Below are 16,818 nucleotides of genomic sequence, written 5' to 3' on the forward strand. Positions count from 1 at the left end.
ATGGAATATAAGCTTCCCGTTTCGGTTCTGGTGGTCATTTATGCAGAAGACACGAAGCGGGTGCTGATGTTGCAGCGGCGCGATGACCCTGATTTCTGGCAGTCGGTAACCGGCAGTCTGGAAGAGGGAGAAACCGCGCCGCAGGCCGCCGCGCGTGAAGTAAAGGAAGAGGTCGCCATTGACGTTGCCCGCGAGCAACTGACCCTGAAGGACTGTCAGCGCACGGTGGAGTTTGAAATTTTTAGCCATTTACGTCATCGCTACGCGCCGGGTACCAGGCGCAACACGGAGTCGTGGTTCTGTCTCGCGCTCCCCCATGAACGGGAGATCGTGTTTACCGAACACCTGACCTACCGCTGGGTGAATGCGGCGGAGGCCGCCGCACTGACCAAGTCGTGGAGCAACCGGCAGGCGATTGAAGAATTTGTAATTAACGCTGCCTGAAAAGGCGCGCTCTTTGAGGATATTTTTATGGCAGGTCATAGTAAGTGGGCCAACACCAAACACCGCAAAGCGGCACAGGATGCCAAGCGCGGTAAGATCTTTACCAAAATCATTCGCGAGCTGGTGACGGCAGCGCGTCTGGGCGGCGGTGACCCGGCTTCTAACCCGCGTCTGCGCGCGGCGGTTGATAAAGCGCTGTCCAACAACATGACGCGTGACACCCTGAACCGTGCTATCGCACGTGGTGTGGGCGGCGATGAAGACGCGAACATGGAAACCATCATCTATGAAGGTTACGGCCCTGGCGGTACGGCGGTGATGGTTGAGTGCCTGTCCGACAACCGTAACCGTACCGTTGCGGAAGTGCGCCACGCGTTCACCAAAACCGGTGGCAACCTGGGCACTGACGGTTCCGTTGCTTACCTGTTCAGCAAAAAAGGCGTCATCTCCTTCGAGAAAGGCGATGAAGATGCGATCATGGAAGCGGCGCTGGAAGCCGGTGCGGAAGACGTGGTGACCTTCGATGACGGTGCTATCGACGTTTACACCGCATGGGAAGAGATGGGTGCCGTGCGCGACGCGCTGGAAGCGGCTGGCCTGAAAGCGGACAACGCTGAAGTCTCCATGATCCCGTCCACCAAAGCGGACATGGATGCGGAAACCGCGCCTAAACTGCTGCGTCTGATCGACATGCTCGAAGACTGCGACGACGTGCAGGAAGTGTACCACAACGGTGAAATCTCTGATGAGGTTGCAGCGACTCTCTAATGAGAGCGTGTAAATCCGTTACAGGAGACGCGTGATGTCGATTATTCTCGGGATTGACCCAGGCTCACGCGTCACCGGTTATGGCGTTATCCGTCAGGTTGGACGCCAGTTAACCTACCTCGGCAGCGGCTGTATTCGCACCAAAGTGGACGATCTGCCGTCGCGCCTGAAGCTCATTTATGCGGGCGTGTCGGAGATCATCACCCAGTTTCAGCCGGACTATTTCGCTATCGAGCAGGTCTTTATGGCGAAAAACGCCGATTCGGCGCTAAAGCTCGGTCAGGCGCGCGGGGTGGCCATCGTCGCTGCGGTCAACCAGGATTTGCCGGTATTTGAATACGCGGCACGTCAGGTCAAGCAGACGGTGGTGGGCATTGGTAGCGCGGAGAAAAGTCAGGTGCAGCACATGGTGCGTACCCTGCTGAGGCTGCCAGCGAACCCACAGGCCGACGCCGCGGATGCGCTGGCGATTGCGATTACCCACTGTCACGTCAGCCAGAACGCGATGCAGATGAGCGAGTCGCGGCTTAATCTGGCGCGAGGCAGGTTACGATAATGACAAATCAGGCTGGATGTTTATCCAGCCTTTTTTTATTATGTCGGCAGTTAATTTCTTCCAGAACGCAGGAGCGTCACGTGATAGGCAGACTCAGAGGCATCATCATTGAAAAACAACCCCCGTTAGTGCTGCTGGAAGTGGGTGGCGTGGGCTATGAAGTCCATATGCCGATGACCTGCTTCTATGAGCTGCCGGACGCGGGCAAAGAGGCGATTGTCTTTACTCAGTTTGTGGTGCGTGAAGATGCCCAGCTGCTGTACGGCTTCAATAACAAGCAGGAACGGACCCTGTTCCGCGAGCTGATTAAAACTAACGGCGTTGGCCCGAAGCTGGCGCTGGCGATTTTATCCGGCATGTCAGCGCCACAGTTTGTGAATGCCGTTGAGCGCGAAGATCCTGCTGCGCTGATTAAGCTTCCGGGCATCGGCAAGAAAACGGCAGAGCGCCTGATTGTCGAGATGAAAGACCGCTTTAAAGGCCTGCATGGCGATCTGTTCACGCCGGCTGCCGATTTGGTACTGACCTCGCCAGGCGGCCCTGCCACGGATGATGATGCCGAGCAGGAAGCGGTTGCTGCGCTGGTGGCGCTGGGCTATAAACCTCAGGAGGCCAGCCGTATGGTGAGCAAAATTGCCAAACCGGACGCCAGCAGTGAAACCCTGATTCGCGAAGCGCTGCGCGCTGCATTGTGAGGTAAAGGATGATTGAAGCAGACCGCCTGGTATCGGCAGGCACTATTCAGGCAGATGACGTGGTGGATCGCGCGATCCGCCCAAAACTGCTTGATGAGTATATCGGCCAGCCGCAGGTTCGTTCCCAGATGGAGATTTTCATCCAGGCGGCAAAGCTGCGCGGCGATGCGCTCGATCACCTGCTGATTTTTGGCCCTCCAGGTCTGGGGAAAACCACGCTGGCGAATATCGTCGCCAATGAAATGGGCGTCAACCTGCGCACCACCTCCGGCCCGGTGCTGGAGAAGGCGGGCGATCTCGCTGCGATGCTGACCAACCTCGAACCGCATGACGTGCTGTTTATCGATGAGATCCACCGCCTGTCGCCGGTGGTGGAGGAAGTGCTCTATCCGGCGATGGAAGATTACCAGCTGGATATCATGATTGGCGAAGGCCCGGCCGCGCGCTCCATCAAAATCGATCTGCCGCCGTTTACCCTGATTGGTGCAACGACGCGGGCCGGGTCGTTGACCTCTCCGCTGCGCGACCGTTTCGGTATCGTGCAGCGTCTTGAGTTTTACCAGGTGGCGGACCTCCAGCATATCGTTGGCCGTAGCGCCCGCTATATGGGGCTGGAAATGAGCGAAGAGGGCGCGTTTGAAGTGGCGAAGCGTTCCCGCGGTACGCCGCGTATCGCTAACCGCCTGCTGCGCCGCGTACGTGACTTTGCCGAAGTGAAGCACGATGGCTCGATTTCCGCCGAGATCGCCGCGCAGGCGCTGGATATGCTGAACGTCGATGCCGAAGGCTTTGACTATATGGACCGTAAACTGCTGCTGGCGGTGCTGGATAAGTTCTTTGGCGGCCCGGTCGGGCTGGATAACCTGGCGGCGGCAATCGGGGAAGAGCGCGAAACCATCGAGGACGTGCTTGAACCGTATCTGATCCAGCAGGGCTTCCTGCAGCGCACCCCGCGTGGACGTATGGCAACGGTGCGGGCGTGGAATCATTTTGGCATTACGCCACCGGCAATGCCGTAATGCATTGTTCCCTCTCCCTGTGGGAGAGGGCCAGGGTGAGGGCATCAGCGCCCTCGATGTTAATTTGCGGTCTTCTTCATCATACTGAAAATAAACAACACCGCAGCACTTAACACCACAGACGGCCCCGCAGGCGTGTCATAGAACGCCGAGAAGGCGAGTCCACCCGTTACCGCAATCATTCCGACAATCACGGCCACACCGGCCATCTGCTCCGGCGTACGGGCAAAGCGACGTGCCGTAGCCGCAGGGATGATCAGCAGCGAGGTAATAATCAGCGCGCCGACAAACTTCATCGCCACGCCAATGGTTAACGCCGTTACCAGCATCAGCAGCAGCTTAACGCGCTGCAGCTTCACGCCGTCGACAAAGGCCAGGTCCGGGCTGACGGTCATGGCCAGCAGGTTACGCCACTGCCAGAGCAGAATAGCGAGCACCACCACCACGCCAATGGCGATAGCGATGAGATCTTCAGGCGTCACGGCCAGCAGGTCACCGAAGAGGTAGGCCATCAGATCCACGCGGATGTTCGACATCAGGCTGACCACCACCAGGCCCAGTGACAGGGCACTGTGCGCCATAATGCCAAGCAGCGTATCAATTGCGAGGTGAGGGCGCTTCTCCAGCCAGACCAGACCGGCGGCCAGCAACAGCGTGACGACGATCACCGCGTAAAACGGGTTCACATTAAGCAACAGACCAAAGGCAACACCCAGCAGGGACGCGTGCGCAAGGGTATCGCCGAAATAGGACATTCTGCGCCAGACGACAAACGAGCCGAGCGGACCCGCGGCGCAGGCAAGCATAATCCCGGCCAGCCAGCCGGGCAGTAACAGTTCAATCATGAGTGTCCATTTCCCCGACGCAGTACGATTCGTCCCTGTAAATCATGGCGATGATTATGATGATGGCGATAGATGCCCAGCTGTTCAGCGCCGCGAGGGCCGAACATAGAGATAAACTCCGGGTGCATGGAGACCACTTCTGGCGTGCCGGAGCAGCAGATATGGTGGTTGAGACACAGCACTTCGTCGGTTTTTGCCATCACCAGATGGAGATCGTGAGACACCATCAGCACTGCGCAATCAAGCTCTCGACGTAGCTGGTCGATCAAATCATAAAGCGCAACCTGACCATTCACATCCACACCCTGAGTCGGCTCATCCAGCACCAGCAGCTGCGGGCTGCTCAGCAGCGCACGGGCAAGTAAGACTCGCTGAGTTTCACCGCCGGACAGTTTTTGCAGCGGCGCATCGACAAGATGGCCCGCCTGCACGCGTTTCAGTGCCGGGAGAATATCGGCTTTACGCGTGCCGGGGCGCAGACGCAGGAAGCGGCTGACCGTCAGCGGCAGCGTGGCGTCGAGATGAAGTTTTTGCGGCACATAGCCGATACGCAATTTTTCCTCGCGCTTGATCACGCCTTCATCGGGTGCGACCAGACCCAGCACCACGCGCACCAGGGTGGATTTGCCTGCGCCATTGGGGCCGAGCAGCGTCAGAATTTTGCCGGGCTTCAGATCGAGCGACACGTCAGAGAGGACGCGGCGCTGGCCAAATGAGACCGAAATATTTTCAAGGGAAACCAATGTCGTCATGTCATTTTAAGCTTGAAGAAGTCAACGAATGTTATAATATCACATTCCACGCATTCACTACGATGATTAGTCGCATTATGTTACATAAAAATACGCTTCTTTTCGCAGCATTATCCGCTGCCCTTTGGGGTACAACCGCACAAGATGTTAACGCTGCGGTTGTCGCTTCGCTTAAACCACTCGGATTCATCGCGTCGGCCATTGCAGACGGGGTCACGGAAACCCAGGTTCTGCTCCCTGATGGTGCATCCGAGCATGACTATTCCCTGCGCCCGTCAGATGTAAAACGCTTACAAAACGCGGACTTAGTCGTCTGGATTGGCCCGGAAATGGAAGCGTTCATGCAGAAGTCAGCAAAACAGGTTGCCGGCGAAAAGCAGGTCGCGATTGCAGACCTCCCCGGCGTGAAACCGCTGCTCATGAAAGGGGCGGATGACGACGGTGACGAACATGACCATCACGCTGCAGAGGGTGAAAAAGGTGATGGAGATCACCATCACGGCGAGTACAACATGCATCTTTGGTTATCCCCAGAGATAGCGCGGCTTTCAGCGGTTGCAATCCATGACAAATTAGTGGAACTTATGCCGCAAAGTCGAGCCAAACTAGACGCCAACCTGAAGGATTTTGAGGCACAATTAGCCGCAACCGATAAGCAGGTAGGTAATGAGCTCGCACCGTTGAAAGGTAAAGGGTATTTCGTTTTTCATGACGCCTATGGCTATTACGAAAAACACTACGGTTTGACCCCGCTGGGTCATTTTACCGTCAATCCTGAAATTCAGCCTGGTGCGCAGCGTTTACATGAAATCAGAACACAGCTGGTTGAGCAAAAAGCGACATGCGTTTTTGCTGAGCCACAGTTCAGGCCAGCGGTCGTAGAAGCCGTGGCCAGGGGAACATCCGTGCGCATGGGAACCCTTGACCCGCTAGGTACGAATATCCAGTTGAGCAAAGCGAGCTATTCGCAGTTCCTCAGCCAACTGGCGAACCAGTATGCGAGCTGCCTGAAAGGAGATTAACGAGGAAGTGAATACGTGCAACAGATAGCCCGCTCTGTCGCCCTGGCATTTAACAATCTGCCTCGACCCCACCGCGTTATGCTGGGGTCGCTTACAGTACTCACCTTAGCGGTCGCCGTCTGGCGGCCCTATGTTTACCACCCGAGTTCTGCCCCTATCATCAAAACCATTGAGCTTGAAAAGAGCGAAATCCGTTCTTTGCTGCCTGAAGCCAGTGAGCCTATCGACCAGGCGGCTCAGGAAGATGAAGCCATCCCGCAGGATGAGCTGGACGATAAAACCGAGAACGAAGCCGGTATTCACGAATATGTTGTGTCTACCGGGGACACGCTGAGCAGCGTGCTGAACCAGTACGGCATCGACATGGGCAATATCAGCCAGCTGGCGGCTGCGGATAAAGATCTTCGTAACCTGAAAATTGGACAACAGCTCTCCTGGACACTAACGGCGGATGGCGATCTCCAGCGTCTGACCTGGGAAATGTCCCGCCGCGAAACCCGCACCTACGATCGCACTGCAAACGGTTTCAAGATGACCAGCGAAATGCAGAAGGGCGACTGGGTTAACAGCGTTCTGAAAGGCACCGTGGGCGCGAGCTTTGTCTCCAGCGCGCGAGATGCGGGCTTGACCAGCGCTGAAATCAGCTCGGTGATCAAAGCCATGCAGTGGCAGATGGATTTCCGTAAGCTGAAGAAGGGCGATGAGTTCTCCGTTCTGATGTCCCGCGAAATGCTGGACGGCAAACGCGAGCAAAGCCAGCTGCTGGGCGTACGTCTGCGCTCTGAGGGCAAAGATTACTACGCGATTCGTGCCGAAGACGGTAAGTTCTATGACCGCAGCGGTACGGGCCTTGCGAAAGGCTTCCTGCGTTTCCCGACGGCAAAACAGTTCCGCGTCTCCTCGAACTTTAACCCGCGTCGTCTGAACCCGGTAACCGGGCGCGTCGCGCCGCACCGTGGTGTTGACTTTGCTATGCCGCAGGGCACGCCGGTACTGGCGGTAGGGGATGGCGAAGTGGTGGTGGCCAAGCGTAGCGGTGCCGCCGGATATTACGTCGCGGTACGTCATGGCCGTACGTATACGACCCGCTATATGCACCTGCGTAAGCTGCTGGTCAAACCGGGCCAGAAGGTGAAGCGTGGTGACCGTATTGCGATCTCCGGCAATACCGGACGTTCTACCGGCCCGCACCTGCACTATGAAGTGTGGATCAACCAACAAGCAGTGAACCCGCTGACCGCGAAACTGCCGCGCACTGAAGGCCTGACAGGTAAAGATCGTACTGATTATCTGGCGCAGGTGAAAGAGGTGATGCCGCAGCTGAGCTTAAACTAAGTTCTCTGTTTTTGTTAAAAAAGCCGGCGCACACTTACGCCGGCTTTTTCTTTTGTGCGTGGACGACTGCCTCGCTACACTATCTGAATAAAATTTTGCGTCATCAGACCCTGGATCCAGCATGGAAACCCAAAAAAACAATATTGAATACATTCCTGAGTTTGAAAAATCCTTCCGCCATCCGCGCAACTGGGGCGCCTGGCTTGGTGTTTACGCCTTTGCGGGGATGGCGATGCTGCCTGCCTCTGTTCGCGATCCCGTTCTGGGTAAAATTGGTCGTCTGGCGGGGCGTTTAGGCAAGAGCGCCCGCCGTCGTGCGCAGATCAACCTCTATTACTGTTTTCCTGAGAAAAGCGACGCCGAGCGCGAGGCAATCATTGATGAGATGTATACTACCGCGCCGCAGGCCATGGCGATGATGGCGGAGCTGGCGCTGAAAGGGCCGGATAAAATCGTCGATCGCGTTGACTGGAAAGGGCTGGAGATCATCGAGGAGATGCGCCGCAATGACGAGAAAGTCATTTTCCTCGTCCCCCACGGCTGGGGCGTTGATATTCCGGCGATGCTGATGGCCTCTCAGGGCCAGAAGATGGCGGCAATGTTCCACAATCAGGGCAATAAGATTTTCGATTTTGTCTGGAACACGGTGCGTCGTCGTTTTGGCGGACGCCTGCATGCCCGTAACGATGGCATTAAGCCCTTCATTCAGTCGGTACGTCAGGGGTACTGGGGCTACTATCTGCCGGATCAGGATCACGGCCCCGAGCACAGCGAGTTTGTTGATTTCTTTGCGACCTATAAAGCGACGCTCCCCGCGATTGGTCGCCTGATGAAAGTCTGTCGTGCCCGCGTGATCCCGCTATTCCCGGTCTATGACGGCAAAACGCATCGACTGAGCATTGAGGTCCGTCCTCCGATGGACGATCTGCTGACCGCAGACGACCACACCATCGCGCGTCGAATGAACGAAGAGGTAGAGATACTGGTGGGGCCGCATGCCGAACAGTACACGTGGATTCTGAAGCTGCTTAAAACGCGCAAACCGGGCGAAACAGAGCCGTATAAACGCAAAGAGCTGTATCCAACGAAATAAAAAAAGCCCTTTCCATCTGGAGAGGGCTTTTTAACAGAGACGTTATTACTCGACGGTCATAACGCGGGTGGTGTTGGTTGAGCCGATGGTGCTCATTACATCGCCCTGGGTCACAATGACGATATCACCGGACACCAGATAGCCTTTGTCGCGCAGCAGGTTTACGGCATCGTGCGCGGCGGCCACGCCATCATTGGTGCTGTCGAAGTGGACCGGCGTCACACCGCGGTACAGCGCCGTCAGGTTCAGAGTACGTTCGTGACGGGACATGGCGAAGATCGGCAGACCCGAGCTGATACGCGAGGTCATCAGCGCGGTGCGGCCAGATTCGGTCATGGTGATGATCGCGGTAACGCCCTTCAGATGGTTTGCCGCATACATTGCCGACATCGCAATCGCTTCTTCCACATTGTCGAACTGCACGTCCAGACGGTGTTTAGAGACGTTGATGCTTGGGATCTTTTCAGCGCCCAGGCAGACGCGCGCCATGGCGGCCACGGTTTCTGCCGGATACTGGCCCGCTGCGGTTTCTGCGGAGAGCATCACCGCATCGGTTCCGTCCAGCACGGCGTTTGCCACGTCCATGACTTCTGCACGGGTTGGCATCGGGTTAGTGATCATCGATTCCATCATCTGAGTCGCGGTGATCACCGCGCGGTTCAGCTGACGTGCGCGACGAATCAGGGCCTTCTGAATACCGACCAGCTCAGGGTCGCCGATTTCCACACCCAGGTCGCCGCGCGCAACCATCACCACGTCAGACGCGAGGATCACGTCGTCCATGGCGTCCTGATCGCAAACGGCTTCCGCACGCTCAACTTTGGCGACGATTTTGGCATCGCAACCTGCATCGCGTGCCAGGCGACGCGCATAGTTCAGATCTTCGCCGCAGCGCGGGAAGGAGACAGCCAGGTAATCAACGCCGATCAGCGCAGCCGTCACGATGTCCGCTTTGTCTTTATCGGTGAGCGCCTCTGCAGAGAGGCCGCCGCCCAGTTTGTTGATGCCTTTATTGTTGGAGAGCGGGCCGCCGACGGTAACTTCGGTGAACACTTTCATGCCCTGAACTTCCAGCACTTTCAGCTGTACGCGGCCATCATCAAGCAGCAGGATATCGCCAGGTACGACGTCAGCCGGGAGGCCTTTGTAGTCGATACCGACTTTTTCTTTATCGCCTTCGCCTTTGCCCAGGTTGGCATCCAGCAGAAATTTGTCGCCGATATTGAGGAAAACTTTCCCCTCTTTAAAGGTGGAGACACGAATTTTTGGACCCTGCAAATCGCCGAGGATAGCAACGTGGCGGCCCAGTTTAGCTGCGATTTCACGCACTTTATCGGCACGTAATTTATGGTCTTCTGGCGTACCGTGAGAGAAGTTCATACGCACCACGTTGGCACCGGCGGCGATAATTTTTTCGAGATTATTATCGCGATCGGTGGCCGGGCCTAAGGTGGTTACGATCTTGGTTCTGCGAAGCCTTCTGGACATGTAATACTCCGTTGACTGAAACAACTTTGGTGTTGCGTGAACATTGAATCGGCCTTCATCTGCTGCAAGGCAGCGGCGAGGGGACCGAATGCCGTAAATCGTTACATCGTCATTATTCGTGACGTATTCGTTATCAACTATCAGGGAACATCGCTCTTTATAAGCAATTCTTTATCAAAACGCGATTCCTTCAGCGCTTCCTTGACCCGCTTCAAGTTATCCCGGAATTTTGCCCCCCGACGTAAGGTAAAACCGGTCGCGAGCACGTCAATCACGGTAAGCTGGGCCAGGCGGGAGACCATCGGCATATAAATGTCGGTGTCTTCCGGCACGTCGAGGGTGATCGCCAGCGTTGCCTCACGCGCCAGCGGCGTGCCTGCCGTTGTGAGGGCAATCACCATGGCATCGTTTTCACGGGCCAGCTGCGCCAGCTCAACCTGACTCTTGGTGCGGCCGGTATGCGAAATCAGTACCACGACGTCATCTTCACTGCAATTCATACAGCTCATGCGTTGCAGGACAATGTCATCGGAATAAATCACCGGGACGTTAAAGCGGAAAAATTTGTTCATGGCGTCATGCGCGACGGCTGCCGACGACCCGAGCCCAAAGAACGCAATTCGCTTGGCCTGGGTGAGTAAATCCACCGCGCGATTCACGGAGCTCATGTCCAGTGACTGACGGACGTGGTCGAGCGAAGCCATGGCCGACTCAAAAATTTTCGCGGTATAGGCATCAACGCTGTCGTCTTCATCCACATTACGATTAACATAAGGGGTGCCGTTAGCCAGACTTTGCGCCAGATGCAGTTTAAAATCAGGAAAGCCGCGCGTTTCCAGGCTGCGGCAAAAGCGATTGACCGTGGGTTCGCTAACACCCGCTTCCTGTGCCAGAGCGGCGATGCTTGAATGAATCGCCTGAGCGGGAGAGGCGAGAATGACCTCGGCCACTTTTCGCTCGGATTTGCTAAGGTGTTCCAGTTGAAACTGGATTTTTTCCAGCATGTTCATGTTAACAGGATGCTCATGGGTGTAAACGATTTCATAAATTGATGAAATCGTGATTCGATTTAGCCGATATTACCCTTGTGGCTTCCATTAAGGGTAACAATCGACAAGATAATGTTGTTGTTTTTTTTCATTACTTGATCGGTGTCGGGTTTTGCTGTGACCCTGTTGCGCAAAGAAACGACGGTTGTTGCGTCATTAAGCCGTCGAAATCATCCGAAGGGTGAAAAATCGTGGTATCGCACGCGACGATAAGCGCTAATGGTTTCGGGAATGACGTAAAAGCAGTACAGTGCATTGTAATAAAATTACAACGATACCTGGCAGAAGTACCAGGTGATCTAACTGAGGAGAATGACATGGCGGTAACGCAAACAGCCCAGGCATGTGACCTGGTCATTTTCGGCGCGAAAGGCGATCTTGCACGCCGAAAATTGCTGCCTTCCCTGTATCAACTGGAGAAAGCGGGCCAAATTCATCCGGATACCCGTATCCTGGGTGTAGGGCGCGCCGACTGGGACAAGGACGCTTATACCAAAGTCGTCCGCGAGGCGCTCGAAACTTTCATGAAGGAAAAAATTGATGAAAGTTTGTGGGATACCCTGAGTGGACGTCTCGATTTCTGTAACCTGGACGTTAATGACGTCAGCGCGTTTACCCGCTTAGGCGCGATGCTGGATCAGAAAAACCGTGTCACGATTAACTATTTCGCCATGCCGCCTAGCACCTTCGGCGCCATCTGCAAAGGCCTGGGCGAAGCCAAACTGAACGCCAAACCGGCGCGCGTCGTGATGGAGAAGCCGCTGGGGACGTCGCTGGCAACCTCGCGTGAAATCAACGACCAGGTGGGCGAGTTCTTTGAAGAGTGCCAGGTCTACCGTATCGACCACTATCTCGGCAAAGAGACGGTACTGAACCTGCTTGCACTGCGTTTTGCTAACTCCCTGTTTGTAAATAACTGGGACAACCGCACTATCGACCACGTGGAAATCACCGTGGCGGAAGAGGTGGGGATTGAAGGTCGCTGGGGGTACTTTGACCAGGCCGGTCAGATGCGCGACATGATCCAGAACCACCTGCTGCAGATCCTGTGCATGATTGCCATGTCTCCACCGTCTGACCTGACGGCGGACAGCATCCGTGACGCGAAAGTGAAAGTGCTGAAGTCACTGCGCCGCATCGACCGCTCCAACGTGCGTGAGAAGACCGTTCGCGGTCAGTACACCGCCGGGTTTGCGCAAGGCAAAAAAGTGCCGGGCTACCTGGAAGAAGAGGGTGCGAACAAGTCCAGCAACACCGAGACGTTTGTGGCGATCCGCGTGGATATCGACGACTGGCGCTGGGCGGGGGTTCCGTTCTACCTGCGCACCGGTAAACGTCTGCCGGCTAAATGTTCCGAAGTGGTTGTCTACTTTAAGAACCCGGAACTGAACCTGTTCAAAGAGTCCTGGCAGGAGCTGCCGCAGAACAAACTGACCATTCGTCTGCAGCCGGACGAGGGCGTGGATATCCAGATCCTGAACAAAGTGCCGGGCCTGGATCATAAACACAACCTGCAGACCACCAAGCTGGATCTGAGCTACTCCGAAACCTTTAACCAGACGCACCTGGCCGATGCTTACGAGCGTCTGCTGCTGGAAACCATGCGCGGTATCCAGGCGCTGTTCGTGCGCCGCGATGAAGTGGAAGAGGCGTGGAAATGGGTCGACTCCATCACCGAAGCCTGGGCTGCCGATCAGGATGCGCCAAAACCGTATCAGGCGGGCACCTGGGGACCGGTCGCGTCGGTGGCGATGATCACCCGCGATGGCCGCTCCTGGAACGAGTTTGAGTAAGATAATCCGCTAGCCCGAAAGTGTTATTTTACCGGTAACATGATCTAACTCAGCTAGTGGCACAATTTTCAACTTTTAAGCTCCGCGTGGATTCACCCGCGGAGCTTTTTTTATTACACTGCCGGAAGTGATTTTGCCCCTGAGCTCCGGACAGCAAGCGTTTCAGCGTTGTTAACAACTGCCAGCGACTTTGTAAACTCCCGAGCCCGGACAGATAAATTAGAGGAGCTTTTATGAATCCGACATTGTTACGCGTAACACAACGCATTATTGAGCGCTCGAAAGAGACCCGCTCGGCCTACCTCTCCCGGATTGAACAGGCAAAGAGCAACACCGTCCACCGATCTCAACTGGCCTGCGGTAACCTGGCGCACGGTTTCGCCGCCTGCCAGCCTGATGATAAAGCGTCGCTGAAAAGCATGTTGCGTAACAATATCGCCATCATTACCTCCTATAACGATATGCTCTCCGCGCACCAGCCCTATGAGGTTTACCCGGATATCATCCGTAAAGCGCTGCACAGCGTGAATGCGGTCGGCCAGGTGGCGGGTGGGGTACCCGCCATGTGCGACGGCGTGACGCAGGGCCAGGACGGTATGGAGCTCTCCCTGCTGAGCCGCGAAGTGATTGCTATGTCCGCGGCGGTGGGCCTGTCGCACAACATGTTTGATGGCGCGCTGTATCTCGGCGTGTGCGACAAGATTGTTCCGGGCCTGGTAATGGCGGCGCTGTCGTTTGGGCATCTGCCTGCGATCTTCGTGCCGTCGGGCCCAATGGCGAGCGGTCTGCCGAACAAAGAAAAAGTGCGTATCCGCCAGCTGTACGCGGAAGGGAAAGCAGACCGTCAGGCGCTGCTGGAGGCGGAAGCCGCGTCCTACCATGCGCCGGGCACCTGTACGTTTTACGGTACCGCGAACACGAACCAGATGGTGGTGGAGTTTATGGGGATGCAGCTTCCGGGCTCATCCTTTATCCAGCCGGACGCGCCGCTGCGCAAGGCGCTGACCGAGGCTGCGGCCCGTCAGGTCACGCGTCTTACCGGCAACGGCAACGAATGGATGCCGATGGGCAAAATGGTCGACGAAAAGGTCATCGTCAACGGGATTGTCGCGCTGCTGGCAACCGGGGGGTCAACCAACCACACCATGCACCTGGTGGCCATGGCGCGTGCGGCGGGCATTCTCATTAACTGGGATGACTTCTCCGAGATCTCTTCCGTGGTGCCGCTGATGGCACGCCTGTACCCGAACGGTCCGGCGGATATTAACCACTTCCAGGCCGCGGGCGGCGTACCGCTGCTGATGCGCGAGCTGCTGAAAGGCGGACTGCTGCATGAAGACGTAAATACCGTGGCAGGCTTTGGCCTTCAGCGCTATACCCAGGAGCCGTGGTTGAACAACGGCGAGCTGGACTGGCGCGAAGGGGTGAGCGCGTCTCTTGATGCGCAGGTGATCGCCACCATCGACAAACCGTTCTCTCCTCACGGCGGCACCAAAGTGCTGAGCGGCAACCTCGGTCGTGCGGTAATGAAGACCTCTGCCGTACCGGAAGAGAACCAGATTATCGAAGCGCCGGCGGTGGTGTTTGAAAGCCAGCACGACGTATTACCCGCCTTTGACGCCGGTCTGCTCGACAAAGACTGCGTGGTGGTGGTGCGTCATCAGGGGCCTAAAGCTAACGGGATGCCAGAATTACATAAACTTATGCCACCACTTGGTGTATTATTGGACCGCCGTTTCAAAATTGCGTTAGTAACCGATGGACGCCTCTCCGGGGCATCCGGCAAAGTGCCTTCAGCCATCCACGTGACGCCTGAAGCCTACGACGGCGGGTTGCTGGCGAAAGTGCGTGACGGTGACATGATCCGCGTTAACGGTCAGACAGGCGAGTTAACCCTGCTGGTGGATGACGCCGAGCTGGCGGCACGTCAACCCCATATTCCTGACCTGAGCGCATCGCGCGTGGGGACCGGACGCGAAATGTTCAGCGCGCTGCGTGAGAAGCTCTCCGGTGCGGAGCAGGGCGCAACCTGTATTACGTTTTAAGACGACTTGATTTTAACGATCTGGCGAGAGAAAACTCTGATGAAAAACTGGAAAACAAGTGCAGAAGCAATCCTGACCACTGGCCCTGTCGTGCCGGTTATCGTGGTAAACAAGCTGGAGCACGCTGTACCGATGGCGAAAGCGCTGGTTGCGGGTGGCGTTCGCGTTCTGGAAGTGACCCTGCGTACCGCCTGCGCGATGGATGCCATTCGCGCGATTGCTAAAGAAGTGCCGGACGCCATCATCGGTGCGGGTACCGTGACGAACGTAAAACAGCTGGCTGAAGTGACCGAAGCGGGCGCGCAGTTTGCCATCAGCCCGGGCCTGACCGAGTCGCTGCTGAAAGCCGCGACCGAAGGCACTATTCCGCTGATCCCGGGCATCAGCACCGTCTCTGAACTGATGCTGGGCATGGACTACGGTCTGAAAGAGTTCAAATTCTTCCCGGCTGAAGCGAACGGCGGCACTAAAGCGCTGCAGGCGATTGCGGGTCCCTTCTCTCAGGTACGCTTCTGCCCGACGGGGGGTATCTCTCCTGCCAACTACCGTGACTACCTGGCGCTGAAAAGCGTGCTGTGCATCGGTGGCTCATGGCTGGTTCCGGCGGATGCGCTGGAAGCGGGCGACTGGGATCGCATCACAAAACTGGCTCGCGAAGCGGTGGAAGGCGCGAAGCAGTAAGCCATTCGCCGCATGAAAAACGGGCCTTTCGGCCCGTTTTTTTATCCCGTTACCTTAACGCTTGCTGCGGCTGCTTTCGCTCTCGCCACGGCGTCGTCAACGTTATCCCCGGTGGCTAATGCCACGCCAAGACGACGGGTACCGTCGATCTCCGGCTTGCCGAACAAACGTACCTGCAACCCGGCACCCACTGCCGCGTCGACGTTTTCAAACGTAACGTTCTGGCTGGTTAACTGCGGCAGGATGACCGCCGAGGCGGCCGGGCCGTACTGACGGATACCGCCGACGGGCAGGCCGAGGAAGGCGCGCACGTGCAGGGCGAACTCGGAAAGATCCTGCGAAATGAGCGTGACCATGCCGGTGTCATGCGGGCGAGGGGAGACTTCGCTGAAAATCACCTCGTCGCCGCACACAAACAGCTCCACGCCAAACAGGCCATAGCCGCCCAGCGCGAGGACGGTTTTACGGGCGATCGCCTGCGCACGCTCCAGCGCCAGGGCGCTCATCTGCTGCGGCTGCCAGGATTCGCGGTAATCGCCATCTTCCTGACGGTGGCCAATCGGATCGCAGAAATGGACGCCGTCAACGGCGCTGACGGTCAGCAGGGTGATCTCGAAATCAAACTTCACGACGCCTTCAACGATGACGCGACCGGCGCCGGCGCGGCCACCCTGTTGGGCGTAATCCCACGCCTTATCGAGCGTGCTGCTGTCGCGAATGAAGCTCTGCCCTTTACCGGAGGAGCTCATCACCGGCTTAACGATACACGGGTAGCCAATCTCCTCTACGGCCTGCAGGAACGCGGCCTTATCGCCCGCAAAACGGTAGCTCGAGGTGGGCAATCCCAGCTCTTCTGCCGCCAGGCGACGAATGCCTTCGCGGTTCATGGTCAGCTTTGCGGCTTTCGCACAGGGCACCACGCGCTGGCCTTCCTGCTCCAGGGCGATCAGCGTATCGGTGGCAATCGCTTCAATTTCCGGTACAACGAAATCGGGCTTCTCGCGCGTAATCAGTTCGCGAAGGGCATCGCCATCCAGCATGTTAATCACATAAGAACGATGGGCGACGTGCATGGCGGGTGCGTCGGCGTAACGGTCTACGGCGATGACTTCCACACCTAAACGTTGGCACTCAATGGCGACCTCTTTTCCCAGCTCGCCCGATCCCAACAGCATCACTCGCGTCGCCGCAGGTCGCAGCGCAGTTCCTAAACGAATCATAACAATCCCCCTA

The 16,818-nt window shown here is 56.7% G+C and carries 16 protein-coding genes; 11 read left to right on the forward strand and 5 right to left on the reverse strand.

Features of this window, described 5'->3' with window-relative positions; translation table 11 throughout:
* From nudB to ruvB, 5 genes are all read left to right on the forward strand, one after another.
* On the forward strand, positions 1 to 444 hold the full coding sequence (gene nudB / locus AC0TOY_RS10105) for a dihydroneopterin triphosphate diphosphatase (RefSeq protein ID WP_048992232.1): 444 nt from the start codon (positions 1 to 3) through the stop codon (positions 442 to 444).
* 27 nt (positions 445 to 471) lie between these two features.
* Positions 472 to 1,212: a YebC/PmpR family DNA-binding transcriptional regulator gene (locus AC0TOY_RS10110; protein ID WP_008500447.1), complete on the forward strand. Its 741-nt coding sequence runs from the start codon at positions 472 to 474 to the stop codon at positions 1,210 to 1,212.
* A 34-nt stretch (positions 1,213 to 1,246) separates the two neighbouring features.
* The gene (gene ruvC, locus AC0TOY_RS10115) at positions 1,247 to 1,768 is read left to right on the forward strand and encodes a crossover junction endodeoxyribonuclease RuvC (RefSeq protein ID WP_473721785.1); all 522 of its coding nucleotides are present in this window, start codon (positions 1,247 to 1,249) and stop codon (positions 1,766 to 1,768) included.
* Between the two features lie 80 nt (positions 1,769 to 1,848).
* Positions 1,849 to 2,463: a Holliday junction branch migration protein RuvA gene (gene ruvA, locus AC0TOY_RS10120; protein WP_023312236.1), complete on the forward strand. Its 615-nt coding sequence runs from the start codon at positions 1,849 to 1,851 to the stop codon at positions 2,461 to 2,463.
* A gap of 8 nt (positions 2,464 to 2,471) precedes the next feature.
* Positions 2,472 to 3,482, forward strand: coding sequence for a Holliday junction branch migration DNA helicase RuvB (gene ruvB / locus AC0TOY_RS10125; RefSeq protein ID WP_023312235.1), 1,011 nt, complete (start codon positions 2,472 to 2,474; stop codon positions 3,480 to 3,482).
* Positions 3,483 to 3,541: 59 nt separating this feature from the next.
* On the opposite strand, the gene znuB is transcribed toward ruvB, so the two are convergent.
* Together znuB and znuC are read right to left on the reverse strand one after the other, a co-directional pair.
* Entirely contained in the window at positions 3,542 to 4,327 is a 786-nt protein-coding gene (znuB, locus tag AC0TOY_RS10130; protein WP_473721786.1) for a zinc ABC transporter permease subunit ZnuB, read from the reverse strand.
* A complete protein-coding gene (gene znuC, locus AC0TOY_RS10135) occupies positions 4,324 to 5,079 on the reverse strand; it encodes a zinc ABC transporter ATP-binding protein ZnuC (RefSeq protein WP_023312233.1) in 756 nt (251 codons plus the stop codon). Before znuC ends, znuB begins: the two co-directional genes overlap by 4 nt.
* 77 nt (positions 5,080 to 5,156) lie before the next feature.
* Between znuC and znuA the strand changes: the two genes are divergently transcribed.
* The 3 genes from znuA (at position 5,157) to lpxM (ending at position 8,529) form a co-directional block, all read left to right on the forward strand.
* Positions 5,157 to 6,101: a zinc ABC transporter substrate-binding protein ZnuA gene (znuA, locus tag AC0TOY_RS10140; protein WP_032642638.1), complete on the forward strand. Its 945-nt coding sequence runs from the start codon at positions 5,157 to 5,159 to the stop codon at positions 6,099 to 6,101.
* A 15-nt stretch (positions 6,102 to 6,116) separates the two neighbouring features.
* On the forward strand, positions 6,117 to 7,436 hold the full coding sequence (gene mepM / locus AC0TOY_RS10145; protein ID WP_024909694.1) for a murein DD-endopeptidase MepM: 1,320 nt from the start codon (positions 6,117 to 6,119) through the stop codon (positions 7,434 to 7,436).
* A 121-nt stretch (positions 7,437 to 7,557) separates the two neighbouring features.
* Positions 7,558 to 8,529 (forward strand): lauroyl-Kdo(2)-lipid IV(A) myristoyltransferase, encoded by a 972-nt coding sequence (gene lpxM / locus AC0TOY_RS10150; RefSeq protein ID WP_061714872.1) that lies wholly within the window; start codon positions 7,558 to 7,560, stop codon positions 8,527 to 8,529.
* Between the two features lie 45 nt (positions 8,530 to 8,574).
* Here lpxM and pyk read toward each other — a convergent pair whose 3' ends face one another.
* Positions 8,575 to 10,017: a pyruvate kinase gene (pyk, locus tag AC0TOY_RS10155; RefSeq protein ID WP_008500455.1), complete on the reverse strand. Its 1,443-nt coding sequence runs from the start codon at positions 10,015 to 10,017 to the stop codon at positions 8,575 to 8,577.
* 140 nt (positions 10,018 to 10,157) lie between these two features.
* Positions 10,158 to 11,027, reverse strand: coding sequence for a MurR/RpiR family transcriptional regulator (locus AC0TOY_RS10160; RefSeq protein WP_023312229.1), 870 nt, complete (start codon positions 11,025 to 11,027; stop codon positions 10,158 to 10,160).
* Positions 11,028 to 11,383: 356 nt separating this feature from the next.
* Between AC0TOY_RS10160 and zwf the strand changes: the two genes are divergently transcribed.
* From zwf to kdgA, 3 genes are all read left to right on the forward strand, one after another.
* Positions 11,384 to 12,859, forward strand: coding sequence for a glucose-6-phosphate dehydrogenase (gene zwf, locus AC0TOY_RS10165; RefSeq protein WP_023312228.1), 1,476 nt, complete (start codon positions 11,384 to 11,386; stop codon positions 12,857 to 12,859).
* A 233-nt stretch (positions 12,860 to 13,092) separates the two neighbouring features.
* Positions 13,093 to 14,904, forward strand: a complete 1,812-nt coding sequence (gene edd, locus AC0TOY_RS10170; RefSeq protein WP_090419763.1) for a phosphogluconate dehydratase — start codon at positions 13,093 to 13,095, stop codon at positions 14,902 to 14,904.
* Between the two features lie 39 nt (positions 14,905 to 14,943).
* Complete coding sequence (kdgA, locus tag AC0TOY_RS10175) at positions 14,944 to 15,585, forward strand: bifunctional 4-hydroxy-2-oxoglutarate aldolase/2-dehydro-3-deoxy-phosphogluconate aldolase (protein WP_024909698.1); 642 nt, start codon at positions 14,944 to 14,946, stop codon at positions 15,583 to 15,585.
* 41 nt (positions 15,586 to 15,626) lie between these two features.
* On the opposite strand, the gene purT is transcribed toward kdgA, so the two are convergent.
* A complete protein-coding gene (gene purT, locus AC0TOY_RS10180) occupies positions 15,627 to 16,805 on the reverse strand; it encodes a formate-dependent phosphoribosylglycinamide formyltransferase (RefSeq protein WP_048992226.1) in 1,179 nt (392 codons plus the stop codon).
* Positions 16,806 to 16,818: the final 13 nt, after the last annotated feature.

The organism is Enterobacter sp. PL_is379 (assembly GCF_055817355.1).